Origin of the sequence: Stenotrophomonas rhizophila (assembly GCF_007667275.1) — a bacterium.
Taxonomy (GTDB): domain Bacteria; phylum Pseudomonadota; class Gammaproteobacteria; order Xanthomonadales; family Xanthomonadaceae; genus Stenotrophomonas; species Stenotrophomonas maltophilia_AE.
Genome location: NZ_VDQT01000001.1, coordinates 942,976 through 958,565, shown reverse-complemented (window position 1 = coordinate 958,565; position 15,590 = coordinate 942,976). Strand labels below are relative to the sequence as shown.

Annotated in this window: 12 protein-coding genes; 8 read left to right on the top strand and 4 right to left on the bottom strand. The window is 68.5% G+C overall.

The genetic code is table 11. The features are described from left to right. Window positions 1–50 precede the first annotated feature (50 nt). Together FSZ13_RS04155 and dapE are read left to right on the top strand one after the other, a co-directional pair. Complete coding sequence (locus FSZ13_RS04155; protein ID WP_145478132.1) at window positions 51–413, top strand: arsenate reductase; 363 nt, start codon at window positions 51–53, stop codon at window positions 411–413. Further along, entirely contained in the window at window positions 410–1,537 is a 1,128-nt protein-coding gene (gene dapE, locus FSZ13_RS04150; protein WP_145478131.1) for a succinyl-diaminopimelate desuccinylase, read from the top strand. The genes FSZ13_RS04155 and dapE overlap by 4 nt, the downstream gene beginning before the upstream one ends. Before the next feature lie 87 nt (window positions 1,538–1,624). On the opposite strand, the gene FSZ13_RS04145 is transcribed toward dapE, so the two are convergent. Both FSZ13_RS04145 and FSZ13_RS04140 read right to left on the bottom strand, forming a co-directional pair. Beyond that, complete coding sequence (locus FSZ13_RS04145; RefSeq protein WP_145478130.1) at window positions 1,625–2,308, bottom strand: pentapeptide repeat-containing protein; 684 nt, start codon at window positions 2,306–2,308, stop codon at window positions 1,625–1,627. A gap of 72 nt (window positions 2,309–2,380) precedes the next feature. Beyond that, window positions 2,381–3,253, bottom strand: a complete 873-nt coding sequence (locus FSZ13_RS04140) for a tetratricopeptide repeat protein (protein ID WP_145478129.1) — start codon at window positions 3,251–3,253, stop codon at window positions 2,381–2,383. A gap of 355 nt (window positions 3,254–3,608) precedes the next feature. Between FSZ13_RS04140 and asnB the strand changes: the two genes are divergently transcribed. Together asnB and FSZ13_RS04130 are read left to right on the top strand one after the other, a co-directional pair. After that, window positions 3,609–5,303 carry an asparagine synthase B gene (asnB, locus tag FSZ13_RS04135; protein ID WP_145478128.1) on the top strand — a complete coding sequence of 565 codons (1,695 nt, stop codon included), beginning with the start codon at window positions 3,609–3,611 and terminating at the stop codon, window positions 5,301–5,303. Between the two features lie 99 nt (window positions 5,304–5,402). Next, the gene (locus FSZ13_RS04130) at window positions 5,403–6,797 is read left to right on the top strand and encodes a cation:proton antiporter (RefSeq protein ID WP_145478127.1); all 1,395 of its coding nucleotides are present in this window, start codon (window positions 5,403–5,405) and stop codon (window positions 6,795–6,797) included. Between the two features lie 49 nt (window positions 6,798–6,846). On the opposite strand, the gene FSZ13_RS04125 is transcribed toward FSZ13_RS04130, so the two are convergent. After that, window positions 6,847–9,180 (bottom strand): penicillin acylase family protein, encoded by a 2,334-nt coding sequence (locus FSZ13_RS04125; RefSeq protein WP_145478126.1) that lies wholly within the window; start codon window positions 9,178–9,180, stop codon window positions 6,847–6,849. 167 nt (window positions 9,181–9,347) lie between these two features. On the opposite strand from FSZ13_RS04125, the gene bfr reads away from it, so the two are divergent. Next, window positions 9,348–9,836 carry a bacterioferritin gene (bfr, locus tag FSZ13_RS04120; RefSeq protein WP_145478125.1) on the top strand — a complete coding sequence of 163 codons (489 nt, stop codon included), beginning with the start codon at window positions 9,348–9,350 and terminating at the stop codon, window positions 9,834–9,836. A 172-nt stretch (window positions 9,837–10,008) separates the two neighbouring features. Here bfr and parC read toward each other — a convergent pair whose 3' ends face one another. Beyond that, a complete protein-coding gene (gene parC, locus FSZ13_RS04115) occupies window positions 10,009–12,252 on the bottom strand; it encodes a DNA topoisomerase IV subunit A (RefSeq protein ID WP_145478124.1) in 2,244 nt (747 codons plus the stop codon). A gap of 202 nt (window positions 12,253–12,454) precedes the next feature. Between parC and FSZ13_RS04110 the strand changes: the two genes are divergently transcribed. From FSZ13_RS04110 to emrA, 3 genes are read left to right on the top strand one after another with little or no spacing between them, the layout of a single operon-like run. Next, complete coding sequence (locus FSZ13_RS04110) at window positions 12,455–12,901, top strand: MarR family winged helix-turn-helix transcriptional regulator (RefSeq protein ID WP_145478123.1); 447 nt, start codon at window positions 12,455–12,457, stop codon at window positions 12,899–12,901. 23 nt (window positions 12,902–12,924) lie between these two features. After that, window positions 12,925–14,391, top strand: a complete 1,467-nt coding sequence (locus FSZ13_RS04105) for an efflux transporter outer membrane subunit (protein ID WP_428999974.1) — start codon at window positions 12,925–12,927, stop codon at window positions 14,389–14,391. A 10-nt stretch (window positions 14,392–14,401) separates the two neighbouring features. Continuing rightward, window positions 14,402–15,583, top strand: a complete 1,182-nt coding sequence (emrA, locus tag FSZ13_RS04100; RefSeq protein WP_145478121.1) for a multidrug efflux MFS transporter periplasmic adaptor subunit EmrA — start codon at window positions 14,402–14,404, stop codon at window positions 15,581–15,583. Window positions 15,584–15,590 lie beyond the last annotated feature (7 nt).

Below are 15,590 nucleotides of genomic sequence, written 5' to 3'. Positions count from 1 at the left end.
CTGGCGCGTGCTGCCTGTCCGTTGAATCCAAGCCAGAGTACCCGTCGGCAATGACCACCACCGTTTACGGATTGAAGAACTGCGATACCTGCAAAAAGGCCAGCAAGTGGCTGGACCGCTTCCAGGTGCCGTACACCTTCGTCGACTACCGCGACGCCAAACCCAGCCCGGAAACCCTGTTGGACTGGGCCGCGCAGGCCGGGGGTTTCCCGGCGCTGGTCAACCGATCCTCCACCACCTGGCGGCAGCTGCCCGAGAACCGCAAGGCGGCGGCTTCCGATGCGGAGTGGAAGCTGCTGCTGCGCGAGTACCCGCAGCTGATCAAGCGGCCGGTGGTGGTAACGGCGGACGGGACGATGAGCCAGGGCTTTTCCGACAACGGATTCAAGCAGCGGTTCGGAGTAGGCGCGTGAACGACGTCGTTGCCCTGACCTGCGACCTGATCGTCCGGCCGTCGGTGACGCCGGAGGATGCCGGCTGCCAGGCGCTGCTGGCCACGCGGCTGCAGCAGGCGGGTTTCAGCTGCGAGCACCTGCGCCTGGGCGAGGTCGACAACCTGTGGGCCACGCACGGGCAGGGTGCGCCGGTGCTGGTGCTGCTGGGCCACACCGACGTGGTCCCCAGTGGCCCGGTCGAGGCCTGGACCAGTGCACCGTTCGACCCGCAGATCCGGGACGGCGTGCTGTACGGGCGCGGCGCGGCCGACATGAAAGGCAGTGTGGCCGCGTTCGTGGTGGCCGCCGAGCAGTTCGTGGCCGCGCATCCCGACCACCCGGGCACGCTGGCGGTGCTGCTGACCAGCGACGAAGAGGGCGACGCGATCGACGGCGTGCGCCGCGTCGCAGACCTGTTCCGCGAACGTGGCCAGGCGATCGACTGGTGCATCACCGGTGAGCCGTCGTCCACGGCAGTGCTGGGCGACCTGTTGCGCGTGGGCCGGCGCGGCAGCCTGTCGGCCACGCTCACCGTGCAGGGCGTGCAGGGGCACGTGGCGTATCCGCACAAGGCGCGCAACCCGATCCATCTCGCGGCCGGCGCGCTCGCCGAGCTGACCGCGCGCGAGTGGGACGACGGCTACGAGAGCTTCCCGCCGACCAGCCTGCAGGTGTCCAACATCCACGCCGGTACCGGCGCCAACAACGTGATTCCGGGCGAACTGCAGGTGCTGTTCAACCTGCGCTACAACCCGCACTGGAACGCGCCGGCGCTGGAGCAGGAGATCGCCGCGCTGCTGGACCGCCATGGGCTGGAATACCGGCTGAAGTGGCATCGCAGCGGCGAGCCGTTCTATACCCCGGAAGGCACGCTGCGGCGCGTGGCGCGCGAGGTGCTGGGCGAATTCGGCGGCACCGCGCCCGAAGAAAGCACCGGCGGCGGCACCTCGGATGCGCGCTTCATCGCACCGCTGGGTGCCCAGTGCATCGAAGTGGGGCCGGTCAACGCCAGCATCCACCAGGTGGACGAAAACGTGTCGGTAGCCGACCTGCAGAAGCTGCCGGAACTATACCGGCGCCTGATCGAGCGGTTGTTGGCCTGACGCACCGCGAGAACCGACCAACGGTCGGTTCCTACCGCGTTTCGGGTTTGCCCACGGTAGCGGCCGACCGTTGGTCGGTCCTTTGCTTCACGCCACGATCAACCCGAATGCGGCCAGCGCCGCTGCTGCCTGGCGCTGTGAAATCACCGCCTTCTTGAAGTGTCTGCTGTCCATCACGTTGAGCCCTGTGATGTCAGCACCGCGCAGGTCGGCGCCTTCGAAGCGGGTCAAGCGGGTCTGCGCGTTGCGCAGGCTGCCGCCCTCGAACACGGCATCGCGGAAATCGCAGCCGGACAGCTCCGCATCGGAAAAATCCATTCCCTGCAGCGTGGCCTTGCGGAACGACAGCCCACGCAGGTCCGCACTGACCAGCAGGCAGTCGCGGAACTCCAACGCCCAGCCGGTCACTTCCTGCAGGTGCGCGCCGGTCAGCTTGCAATCCTCGAACCGGACCGATGACAGCGTGGCGCGGCGCCAGTGGCTGTTGTTCAGATCGCAGTGCGAAAACACCGCATCGCCGAGCAGCGCCGAGCTGAAATCGCACTGGCCGCCCCGGCATTTTTCCCAGCGGCTTTCCTCCAGCGAGGCGGCCAGCCAGGACGTGCCCGCTACCGAGCAGCGGGTGAACTGGAAACCCTCCATGTCCAGCCGCGAGAAGTCGGCATTGTCGAAGCTGCAGTCCTCGAACACGGCCGCGCGCGGATGCGCGGCGACGATGGCCTGCATGCGGGCGCGGGAGAGGGTTTCATCACGGAACGTGGCGGTACTCATGCCGCCCATTCTGGGCGAAGCGCGCGCCCGCCGGCAGACTTGAAGGTCGCCGGCGAGTGTGTACAGCCCGGTTCAATCAAACGTCCAGAACGCCGGTTGGATGCCCTTGCGCCAATACGATTCACCGGCAAGGAAGAACTTCTGTGCCTCGGCCTTGGCAAACCATCCGGCGGCCGCCGCCTCATCGCGCGGCACCCCCGGCGGCGCACGTCCCAGGATCAGGCCCGTGAAGTACTGGCCGAACACATTGCCCTGCAGGGCGGCCTTGCGGTACCACTCCAGCGCCATCGCCGGGTCGCGTTCGATGCCCAGGCCCATGCCTCTTTCGTAAAGCGCGCCCAGGTCCACCTGGGCCTGGGCATCGCCACGCGCAGCACGCCGCTGGATGTCGACCACCAGCGGGTGCAGTGCACCGGCTTGCGGGGCAATCGCGGCGGGCAGACCCGAACTGCTGCTCGAATAGCGCTGGTAAACCGTGGCGCGCAGGTCCCAGCGCAGTGCTGCGGCCGCGTGGCCACGTTCGCGTTCGAATTTTGCAAGCGACAGCATCGCGCCCGGACTGCCGTGGTTGGCCGCGGCGAGGTACCAGCGCCCGGCCTTGCGCGGCGACGCGCGCAGCACCGGGGGCGGCGTGTCTTCAGGGCGGCGGCCGGTGTACATCGCACCGCTGGCCCAGATCCGCCCCAGCGCTTCTTCCGCAATGGTATTGCGGAAACTCCAAGGCGTGGCGGCCGCAGCGCGCTCATACCAGTCCAGCGCCCGGCGGTCGTTCCAGCGTTCGTAAAGTTCGGCCACCTCCAGCATGCCCTCGATGTCGCCGCGCTCTGCGGCAGTGAGCCACTTCACTTCGGTATCGCTGGTCGGGCGGTTGGGGGCGGTGGTGCAGGCGGCCAGGGCCAGCAGCGCCAGCGCGGAAAGCGACAGGCGGAAACGAAGGGGATTCATCCGTGAGTTCCAGGAGGCAGGCGTGGATTATCGGGGACGGGGCACGTCAGGGGCTGAATCGGTTGCGCCCGCAACAGTTGCGCCGCGCCGGAAACAGCGGTACGGTCGGTCCATGTCCACGCTCCTGGCCACCGCCGTCAACAACAACAACCGCAATAATCTGCGCGCGAATAATCGTGCGCGGCCAATGCGGGACTGCGACCAGGGCTAGAACAAGCAACAAACGCCCGGACCCCAGAAAACCCGCATCGGCCGATGCGGGTTTTTTGTTTTCCGGGTGCAGCACAGGCCCGGGATGGGTGGCCGGTCGAATGCAGGCGCTACGTGTATTCCCCCATCATCAGGAGCTGTTCCCATGTGTTCGATTTTTGGAATGTTCGGCCTGCAGGCCGGCGATGACCTTACCGCCCTGCGCCGCCACGCGCTGGACCTGTCGCAACGCCAGCGCCATCGTGGCCCGGACTGGAGCGGGGTGTACGTCGACGGCGGCGCCATCCTGGTCCATGAGCGGCTCGCCATCGTCGACCCGGCCGGCGGCTCGCAGCCGCTGCTGTCCGAGGACGGCAGCCTGGCACTGGCGGTCAACGGCGAGATCTACAACCACCGCGAACTCAAGGCCGAACTGGCGCAGCCGTATGCATTCCAGACCGGCTCGGACTGCGAGGTGATCAACGCGCTGTACCAGCAGGACACCCCTGCCTCGTTCCTCAACCGCCTCAACGGCATCTTCGCGTTCGCGCTGTGGGACCGGGCAGGCCAGCGCGTGTTGATCGCGCGTGATCCGATCGGTGTGGTGCCGCTGTACTGGGGGCATGACAAGGACGGGCGCCTGATGGTGGCCTCTGAGCTGAAGTCGCTGGTGGACACCTGTGCGGACGCCGCCCAGTTCCCGCCGGGGCATTGGTACGACAGCGCCACCGACACGCTGACCCGCTACTACGAGCGCCCGTGGCGCGACTATGCCGCCGTGGAAGGGGTCGAGGCGGACCGCGCGGCGTTGCGTGACGCCTTCGAGCGCGCCGTACACCGCCAGTTGATGACCGACGTGCCGTACGGGGTGCTGCTTTCCGGTGGCCTGGATTCGTCGCTGGTCGCCGCCGTGGCCGCACGCTATGCCCGCCATCGCATCGAAGACGGCGACCAGAGCGAAGCCTGGTGGCCGCGCCTGCACTCGTTCGCCATCGGCCTGAAGGGGTCGCCCGACCTGGCCGCCGCCGCGATTGCCGCCGAAGCGCTGGGCACGGTGCACCACGGCTTCGAATACACCTTCGAAGAAGGCCTGGACGCGCTGCCTGACGTGATCCGGCACGTGGAGACCTACGACGTCACCACCATCCGCGCCTCCACCCCGATGTTCCTGCTGGCCCGCCGGATCAAGGCGATGGGGGTGAAGATGGTGCTGTCGGGCGAGGGCAGCGACGAGATCTTTGGCGGCTACCTGTATTTCCACAAGGCGCCCAACGCGCGCGAGTTCCATGAAGAGCTGGTGCGCAAGCTCGACGCGCTCAACAACTACGACTGCCTGCGCGCCAACAAGTCGATGATGGCGTGGGGCGTGGAGCCGCGCGTGCCGTTCCTGGACCGCGAGTTCCTGGACGTGGCCATGCGCATCGACGCGCGCCACAAGATGGTCGGGCAGGGCGCCGACGGTACGCGCCGGATCGAGAAGGCGGTGCTGCGCGAAGCGTTCGAAGGCTACCTGCCCGATTCGATCCTGTGGCGTCAGAAAGAGCAGTTCAGCGACGGCGTCGGCTACGGCTGGATCGACGGCCTCAAGGCGCATGCCGAGGCGCAGATCAGCGACCGGGTGATGGCCGCGGCCGACAAGCGCTTCGTGCACAACCCGCCGCAGACCAAGGAAGCCTATTACTACCGCCACGTGTTCGAGCAGTACTTCCCGACCCAGGCGGCGGCGGAAACCGTCCCGGGCGGCAAGTCGATCGCCTGTTCCTCGCCGGCCGCGATCGCCTGGGACGCCAGTTTCGCCAGCATGGCCGACCCCTCCGGCCGCGCCGTCGCCGGCGTGCACGAGCAAGCCTTGGCCGGGTAGCGCCGGCCGTTGGCCGGCCCTGGCAACGGTCGCAGCGTTCATGCGGGCCGGCCAACGGCCGGCGCTACCGGGTAACATTCCCCTTTCATGCATTGGGGAATGTTCATGGACGTACAGACCGGAGGCGACGTGCCGCGGATGAAATGGGGTTGGCATTACCTGGCCTGGGCCGGGATTCCGCTGGTGATCGGCCTGGCGCTGGCGCGCTATGCCGGGCCGGACCTGCCCGCCGTAGCGGCGAAAGCCGAACCGGTGGTGGGCAGCGACTGGGCCCACCACCTGGCCTCGCCGCTGGGCCTGTTCCTGCTGCAGCTGCTGGTGCTGCTGGTGGTGGCCAAGGGCGCGGGCGCGCTGTTGAAGCGGCTCGGCCAGCCGGCCGTGATCGGTGAAATGGCCGCCGGCCTGATGATGGGCCCGCTGGTGCTCGGCAGCCTGCTGCCGGGCCTGCACGGCGCCTTGTTCCCGGCCAGTTCGCTGGGTCCGTTGGGCATGCTCAGCCAGCTGGGCGTGTTGATGTTCCTGCTGGTGGCCGGTGCCGAGCTCGATCTCGGCGGCCTGCGTGGCCGCCGTCGTTTCGCGTTCACCGTCAGCCACGCCGGCATCGCCGTGCCGTTCGTGCTGGGCGTGCTGCTGGCGATCTGGCTCTACCCCGAACACGGCCCGCAGGGCGTGGGCTTCACCGCCTTCGCGCTGTTCGTCGGCATTTCGCTGAGCATCACCGCGTTCCCGGTGCTGCTGCGGATCCTGGCCGACCGCGGCATCACGCACACCCCGCTGGGGCAGACCGCCATCGCCTGCGCGGCGCTGGGCGATGCCACCGCGTGGTGCCTGCTGGCGCTGATCGTGGCGGCGGCGCAGGCTACCGGCTGGGTGCCGGCCAGCATCAGCCTGCTGTGCGTGGTGGGGTTCATCGCGCTGATGCTGGGCGTGGTCAAGCCGTGGTTCGCGCGCCAGGTGATCCGCCCCGGCAGCGAAAGCCGCTGGCTGCTGGGCATGCTGCTGCTGTCGCTGGGCAGTGCGCTGGTGACCGAGGTACTGGGCATCCACGCGCTGTTCGGCGCGTTCGCGGCCGGCGTGGCGGTGTCGTCCAACGCGCAGCTGCGTGCGCTGCTGGTCGCCAAGGTCGAGCCGTTCGCAGTGACCTTGCTGCTGCCGCTGTTCTTCGCCATGACCGGCCTGCGCATGCGCGCCGATGCGCTGCAGGGCAGCGACCTGCTGCTGTGCGCGGTGGTGATCGCGGTGGCCACGATGGGCAAGCTGTTCGGCACCTGGAGCGCGGCGCGCAGCGCCGGCATGGAAAACCAGGAAGCCTGGCGGCTGGGCGCGCTGATGAATACCCGTGGCCTGATGGAGCTGATCGTGCTCAACCTGGGCTATGAACTGGGCTTCCTCGGCGACCGCCTGTTCGCGGTGCTGGTGATCATGGCGCTGGTGACCACCGCCATGACCGGTCCGCTGCTGACACTGATGGAAAGGCGGAACGCGCGCCGCTGACCAACGGGCCGTGGGGTCGCGGCGCGATGTCCGGCGCCGTTTTTCCCGTTCATTGCGGCTCCAGCCGCAACGTGTACTGCGTGGCGCCCGGCAGGAACGGGGTTGGCCTGCCGTGCACCCAATCGTCGTGGCCCGCGCCCCAGAACGGCGACAGCGGGTGGCCGCTCTGGCCGCCGGGCATGTGGATGATGCCGTCGGCTTCGTGCCCGGGCGAGACCACCATGCGCTGCGAGGCACCGAAGCCTGGGCCCTGCACGCGCGGCAGGTTGCTGTCGCCGGGCAGCGGGTCGGCCGGCATGCACAGCCACGCGCGGGCGAAGGCGGGCAGGGCGCGGCTGATCGGATGGCAGATGTCGGCCGTGTTGCGCTCGCCCCAGCTGCGCCTGGCCAGATCGGGACCCAGTTCGGCCAGTTCGCCTTCCAGTCCCCTTGCCGCGTCGGCCAGCAGCGCGTCCCAGCTTGCATGCGGCGGCGGCAGCAGGTGGGCCGGGCGTTCGCTTACCAGCGGCCACAGCACGCCTTCCAGCTGCGCCAGGCGCGGCTCCAGGTAGTCATCGCCCAGCGTGGTCCTCGCCGGCGCCAGCAGCCCGTCCGACACCGTTTCCAGCACGCGGCCGCGGAAGCCACGGGTGATGCGGTAACTCACCGAATCGGCGGACGCGCGCCCCTCCCACTGCCGGGTCACGCGTTCCAGCCGCTGCAGCGCCGGATCGTCGCTGTGAGTGACCACTTGGCGCAGCAGGGTGTACCAGCGTTCCAGGAACAACGCGCGGTCGTCCAGCTGGATCGCCAGCAGGTCTTTTTCGGTGAAGCGCGCCTTGGCATCCAGGTCGTCGCGGATCTGCCGGCCGCGCGCGCCCAGGTCGTAGCCGGCGTTGCCGGCCACGGCAAGCTCGGCGCCATCGAGTACCCGGCCGTTGGCGGTCCACAGGCGGTGCGAAGGAGGATCGACGAGTGTCGGTGCGCCATCGCTGCGGATCGGCCAGGGTGCGCAGGTGGCCGGCGCGGTGCTGGAAATGCCGGCCGGCGGGCAGTCGGCGGCCCGGTCCGGGCGCGTGCCCAGCAGGCGCCAGGCAATGCGGCCGTGGGCGTCGGCCAGCAGCAGGTTCTGGGTCGGAATGCCGGCGCGGTCGGCGATCTCCAGTGCATCGTCGAGGTCGGCGGCGCGGGCCATGTCGGCGAAGTCTGGGCGCGCTGCGCCCGGCAGCTGCGCGGTCCAGCGCAGTGCTTCGCCGCTGCCGTCGGGGCGCTCGTGCAGGATCGGTCCCCACGCGGTTTCGCGCACGCGAAGGGGCATGTCCGCGGCATGGGCGACGCGGATGCGTTCTTCATGGACGCGCACGCCGGTTTCCCCGGCGGCGACCGGCCGGAAGTCGGCCGTGTCGATGTAGCTGTTGGTGAAGCCCCACGCCACGTGCCCGTTGCTGCCCACCACGATCGCCGGCAGGCCGGGCAGCGAGAAGCCGCTGACATCCACCTTGCCACCGGCGGCCTGCGGGTCCGGATAGCGCAGCCGCACCCGGAACCACAGGCTGGGCGCGCGCAGTCCCAGGTGCATGTCGTCGGCGACGATGGCGCGGCCGTCGGCAGTGAGGGCGCCGGCCACGGCGAAGTTGTTGCTGCCTTTCACCTCGGTCTCCGCCCGGGACGTGGCGGGTTGCGCGGGTTTGCCGCTGCGCAGGTCCAGCGCATCCGGGCCAGGCAGCACCGCATTGCCGCGCGCGGCACCGAACAGGGGCGCATCCCATTCGCTGCCGTCATGGCTGAGCAGGGCGTAAAGGGCCGGCGGCACGGCATCGCGGATGCGGCGCATCGCCAGTTCATTCTGGTTGCCTGGATCCTGCAGGTCGGCATACATGGCCAGGCCGGTCAGGATCGAATCGGTGCGCGACCAGGCGGCGGGCTGCTGCCGCAGCAGCAGGTAGGGCCACGGCCGCACCCGCAGCGCGCCGACGCCCTGGTTGACGCCGTCCACGTAGGCCTGCAGCACGTCGGCATGGTCGCCCATGGCCTCGGCCAGGTGCGCGTCGGTGCGGGCACGCAGGCGGTGCACGCGCATGCGCTGGTCGACCTCCACCGCCGCCGGTCCGAACAGTTCGGCCAGCTCGCCGGCTGCGGCACGACGCATCAGGTCCATTTCGAAATAGCGCTCCTGGGCGTGGACCAGGCCCAGTGCACGCATGGCGTCGGCCTCGTTGGCGGCGTCGATGCTGACCACGCCCAAGGCATCGCGGCTGACCGTGACCGGCGCCTGCAGCCCGGTAACGGTTTCGCTGCCCTCCAGCGTGGGCAGGCTGCCACGCAGCAACGCCCATGCAACGCCAATCAAGACAACCGCCAGAACGACGATCAGCACCAGCACCCGCAGCAGCCAACGACGCATCCCATGCTCCCGTAGCACCGGGCGCCGCCCGGCAATGCCTTCCTGTCCGCCGGAACCGTCCCGGCCCCCATCCCGCACGCCTGCGCCTGCGCATGCAACTGATTCCGATTAGATCACGGTGCTCCGGGATAGGGCACCATGGCGTCATCGATTCACTGGAGACCCCCATGAAAGGCCACCCCGAGGTCATTGAATGCCTGAAGGAACTGCTGCGCGGCGAGCTGGCTGCGCGTGACCAGTACTTCATCCACTCGCGCCGCTACGAGGACCAGGGTCTGTTCGCGCTGTACGAACGCCTAAACCACGAGATGGAAGAAGAAACCCAGCACGCCGACGCGCTGCTGCGCCGGATCCTGTTCCTGGGGGGCAACCCGGACATGCGTCCGCACGCTTTCGAGCCGGGCGTGACCGTCGAAGAAATGCTGCAGAAGGACCTGGAGACCGAGTACAGCGTGCGCGACAACCTGGCCGCCGGCATGAAGCTGTGCGAACAGCACCAGGATTACGTGAGCCGCGACATGCTGCTGGTGCAGCTGAAGGACACCGAAGAGGACCACGCCTGGTGGCTGGAACAGCAGCTGGGCCTGATCAAGCGCATCGGGCTGGCGCTGTACCAGACCAGCAAGATGGAATCCAAGGGCACCCCGGCGCATTGATGCACCGCGTGCCGACCCACGGTCGGCACCCACCGGTAGCGCCCGACCGACGGTCGGCGCCTACCGGTAGCGCCCGACCGTTGGTCGGGCGGAATCAACTGCCAGCCAGCCAAAAGCCAGCCAGCAACGGATACAAAAAAACCGGGGAAATCCCCGGTTTTTTCTTGGGCGATCACTCCACCGCCAACCCGTCCACCTTCTGCCAGCCACGCGGCAACAGGTGTCCGCGCGTGGCACGCGAGCCGATGTAGGTTTCCAGGTCCTTGTACGACAGGTTCATGGTGCGCTGGCCACTGCGTACCAGCAGGGTGCTGCCCGGGCCCACCGCCACCACCGCGACCACGCGCTCGGTGGCGAGCTTGGCCTTGGGGATGTCGATGATCTTGTTGCCCTTGCCCTTGTCCAGTTCCGGCAGCTCGGTGGCCGGAATGGCCAGCAGGTTGCCCGAGCTGGTCACCGCCACGATGCGGTCGGCCTCGGGGTTGGCGACCACGGCCGGGGGCAGCACCTTGGAACCCGACGTGAGGTTAAGCATCGCCTTGCCGGCCTTGTTGCGCCCGGTCAGGTTCTCGAAGCGGGTCACGAAGCCGTAGCCGTGCGTCGACGCCAGCACGAAGCGGGTGTCGTTCTCACCGCTGGCCAGGGTCATGAAGGCGCTGCCCGGCGCCGGCGAGAAGCGGCCGGTGAGCGGTTCGCCGTTGCCACGCGCCGAGGGCAGGGTATGGACCAGCGTGGAATAGGCGCGGCCTTCGCTGTCCAGGAACGCCACCTGCTGGGTGCTGCGCGCGCGCACTGCGCCGAGCAGCGCATCGCCGTCGCGGTAGGACAGGGTGGACGGGTCCATGTCGTGGCCCTTGGCCGCGCGGATCCAGCCCTTTTCCGAGAGCACCACGGTCATCGGCTCGCTCGGCACCAGTTCCGACTCGTCGATCGCCTGCGCCGCGCCACGCTGCACCAACGGCGAGCGGCGTGCATCGCCGAACTTCTTCGCATCGGCAGTGAGTTCGTCGCGGATCAGCTTCTTCAGCTTGGCCTTGCTGTCCAGGATCGACTGGATCCTGTCACGCTCCTTGGCCAGCTCGTCCTGCTCGCCGCGGATCTTCATTTCTTCCAGGCGCGCCAGCTGCTTGAGCCTGGTGTCCAGGATGTACTCGGCCTGGTCATCGCTCAGCCCGAAGCGCGCGATCAGCGCGGCCTTGGGTTCGTCTTCGGTGCGGATGATGTGGATCACTTCATCCAGGTTGAGGAAGGCAACCAGCAGGCCTTCCAACAGGTGCAGGCGACGCTCGACCTTTTCCAGGCGGTGGTTGAGGCGGCGGGTGACGGTAGCCTGGCGGAACTGCAGCCACTCGCTGAGCAGCGCCTTCAGGTTCTTCACCTGCGGACGCCCGTCCAGCCCGATCACGTTCATGTTGACCCGGTAGCTGCGCTCCAGGTCGGTGGTGGCGAACAGGTGGCCCATCAACTGTTCGGCATCGACGCGGTTGGAACGCGGGATCAGCACCACCCGCACCGGGTTGGCGTGGTCGGACTCGTCGCGGATGTCCTCCAGCCACGGCAGCTTCTTGGCGCGCATCTGCGCGGCGATCTGCTCGATCACCTTCGACGGCGACACCTGGTAGGGCAGGGCGTTGATCACGATGTTGGTGCCTTCCTTGAGGAAGGTCGAACGCGCGCGGACGCTGCCGTTGCCGGTGTCGTACAGGGTGCGCAGGTCGGCGGCCGGGGTGATGATTTCGGCCGCGCTCGGATAGTCCGGCCCCTTCACGTGCTCGAGCAGCGCGTCCAGGCTGGCATCGGGATCATCCAGCAGATGCAGCAGCGCGCTGACGATTTCATTCAGGTTGTGCGGCGGCACGTCGGTGGCCATGCCCACGGCGATGCCGGTGGTGCCGTTGAGCAGCAGGTGCGGCAGGCGCGCCGGCATCCAGGTCGGCTCTTCCAGGGTGCCGTCGAAGTTGGGGGTCCAGTCGGTGGTGCCCTGGTTGATTTCGCCCAGCAGTACTTCGGCGATCGGGGTCAGCTTGGATTCGGTGTAGCGCATTGCCGCGAACGACTTCGGGTCGTCGGTGGAACCGAAGTTGCCCTGGCCTTCGATCAGCGGGTAGCGGTACGAGAACGGCTGGGCCATCAGCACCAGCGCTTCGTAACAGGCGCTGTCGCCGTGCGGGTGGTACTTACCGATGACGTCACCGACGGTACGCGCCGACTTCTTCGGCTTGGAGGCGGCGTTCAGTCCCAGCTCGCTCATCGCATAGATGATGCGGCGCTGCACCGGCTTGAGGCCGTCGCCGATGAACGGCAGCGCACGGTCGAGCACCACGTACATCGAATAGTCCAGGTACGCCCGTTCGGCGTACTCGCGCAGGGGCAGCTGTTCAAAGCCGTGGAAGGCGGGGCGGGCAAGATCGGTCATGCGGGATTGTTACCTGTGGCAAGGGACGGCGACGGCTGTCGCCCTCGCAGGCGGTTGATTATCCGGATGCGGCCCGGGATGCCAAGCCGCGTGAAGGAATCCGCCTCCGACGCCACTGTTCTGAACGGGGAAACACTGCATTTGCTTCCAGATCGAATATTTCCATTGAGAAATATATTTTCCGGAAGTAAAGTGCGTCCCCATGATCTGCCCCGACCCCACCACCCCGCCCAGCCTCGGGCTGCTGCTGCGCCAGGTCCGCGATGGCCTGATGCGCCAGCTGGATGTCTCGATGGCCGAGGAAAACCTCGATATCGGCTTCACCCACTACCTGGGCCTGAAGGTGCTGTCGTTCCGCGCGCCGTGCACCGCCAACGAGCTGGCCCAGGCGCTGGACCAGGTGCCCAGCGCGGTGACCCGGCTGCTGGACAAGCTGGAAGCGCTGGGGTGCGTGCGCCGTGAGCCGCACGCGCAGGACCGGCGGGCGCTGCAGATCGTACTGACCGACGAGGGCCGCCAGCTGTGGGCCCGCCTGAAGCAGCGCGGCGACGCGGTGATGGACGACGCCATGCGCGACCTGTCCGCCGACGAGCGTGACCTGCTGCTTTCCCTGTTGACCCGTGTTCGCGACTCCCTGACGACGCCATGACTTCCCAAACTGATCGCACTTCACTGCTGCGCCCGCTGCGGCCGGCGCTGCTGTCCGTGCTGGCGCTGGCGCTGGCCGCCTGTGCCAGCACCGGTGGCCTGCAACCGCACGCCCAGCTGCTCGACGCCGATGCCCTGCAGGCCCGGCGCACCCTGGCCGGCCACGCCCTGAGCCCGTCGCAGTTCCCGGCCAGCGACTGGTGGCGGGCGCTGAACGACCCGCAGCTGGACGCGCTGATTGCCGAAGGGCTGCAGCGCAACCCGGGCCTGGAGGCGGCGGACGCGCGCCTGCGCCAGGCCCGTGCCCAGATCGGCACCGCGCACGCCGATCGCTTGCCCAGCGTGAACGCCTCCGGTGGCTACACCGGCGTGCGCCTGCCCGAATCGATGGTGGGCGATGAGCTCGGCGGCAGTTATGCCGGCAGCGGCCAGGCGTACCTGAGCGTGAGCTACGGCATCGACCTGTGGGGCGGCAAGCGCGCCGCCTGGGAAGCGGCCGTGGACAGCAGCCATGCCGCAGAGGTCGACGCGCAGGCCGCGCGCCTGAACCTGTCGGCCGGCATTGCCGAAGCCTACGCGCAGCTCGGCTATGCCTGGCAGCTGCACGATGTGGCCAGCGAAGAGCTGGACCGCTCGCAGAAAACCCTTGACCTGACCCGCCAGCGTCGCGCGGCGGGCATCGACAGCGACCTGCAGACGCGCCAGGCCGAGGCCCGCATTCCGGCGGCGCAGCAGCAGCTGCAGGCGGCCCAGCAGCAGATCGACGAGGCCCGCACCGCGCTGGCCGCGCTGGTCGGGCAGGGCCCGGACCGTGGCCTGCAGATCAACCGCCCGCAGCCGCTCAACCCGCTGGCGCTGCAGCTGCCGGGCGTGCTGCCCAGCGAACTGCTGGGCCGCCGCCCGGACATCGTGGCCGCGCGCTGGCGCGTCGAAGCGGCCGGTCGCGAGATCGACGCGGCCAAGGCGAAGTTCTATCCCAGCCTCAACCTCACCGCGCTCGGCGGCGTGGTGGCCAGTGAAGTGGACCAGCTGCTCAAGAGCGGCTCGACCTTCGCCTTCATCGGCCCGGCGCTGAGCCTGCCGATCTTCGACGGTGGCCGCCTGCGCGCCAACCTGGACAGGACCGACGCGCAGTACGACCTGGCCGTGGCCGACTACAACCAGTCGGTGGTCGATGCGCTGCGCGAAGTGGCCGACCAGGTCAACGCGGTGCGCTCGCTGGCCGACCAGGCCGCCTCGCAGGCGCAGGCCGTGGCCACCGCCCGCGCCGCGCATGACCTGGCGCAGCAGCGCTACAAGGCCGGCATCGGCAGCTACCTGGACGTGCTCAGCGTGGAGTCGCAGCTGCTGCAGTCGCAGCAGCAACTGGCCTCGCTGCAGTCGCGGCAGATCCTTGTTTCGGTGCGACTGAGCCAGGCGCTGGGCGGTGGGTTCACCCCGTCCGGCGACACCGCCACGCTCGCCACCGCCCCCGAACCCTCGCATTCCTGAGAGTCCTTCCATGAGCCAGACTTCCGCTCCCGCTGCCGCACCGGCAGCTCCTTCCCGCCGCGGCAAGCTGCTGCGTGGCCTGCTGGCCATCGTGGTGCTGCTGATCGCTGCCGCGGCGCTGTGGTATTTCATGTTCGGCCGCTGGTTCGAAGAAACCGACGACGCGTACGTGCAGGGCAACCAGGTGCAGATCACCCCGCTGGTGACCGGTACCGTGGTGGCGATCAACGCCGATGACGGCATGCGCGTGGAGCGCGGCCAGCTGCTGGTGCAGCTTGATCCGGCCGACACCGAGGTGGCGCTGCAGCAGGCCCAGGCCAACCTGGCCAAGACGGTGCGCCAGACCCGCGGCCTGTACCGCAGCGTCGAAGGTGCGCAGGCGGAATTGAATGCACGCCAAGTCACCCTCAACCGCGTGCGCGAGGACTTCGCGCGCCGCAAGGGGTTGGCCTCGACCGGTGCCATTTCGGATGAAGAACTGGCCCACGCGCGGACCGAACTGGCGGCGGCCGAAGCGGCGGTGGCCGGTTCGCGCGAGACCTTCGAGCGCAGCAATGCGCTGGTCGACGACACCGTGATCGCGACCCAGCCGGACGTGCAGGCTGCCGCGGCGCAGCTGCGCCAGGCCTACCTCAACAATGCCCGTGCGGGCATCGTGGCGCCGGTCAGCGGTTACGTGGCGCGTCGCTCGGTGCAGGTCGGCCAGCGCGTGCAGCCGGGGACCGCGCTGATGGCGGTGGTGCCGACCGAGCAGATGTGGGTGGAAGCGAACTTCAAGGAAACCCAGCTGCGCCACATGCGCCTGGGCCAGGAAGTAGAGCTGCGTTCGGACCTGTACGGCGGTGAAGTGAAGTACAAGGGCCGCATCGACAGCCTGGGCCTGGGCACCGGTTCGGCGTTTTCGCTGCTGCCGGCGCAGAATGCCAGCGGCAACTGGATCAAGATCGTGCAGCGCGTTCCGGTGCGCATCGCCATCGATGCCAAGCAGCTGGCCGACAATCCGCTGCGCATCGGCCTGTCGATGAAGGCGGAAGTGAGCCTGCGCGACCAGAAGGGCACGGTACTGCCGACCACCACGGCCAAGGGCCAGGTGTTCGACACCGATGTGTATGCCAAGCAGCTGCACAAGGCCGACGACGTGATCCACGAGATCATCCAGAGCAACCTGCCGCGCACGGCAAAGGCAAGCTGAGGCCCCC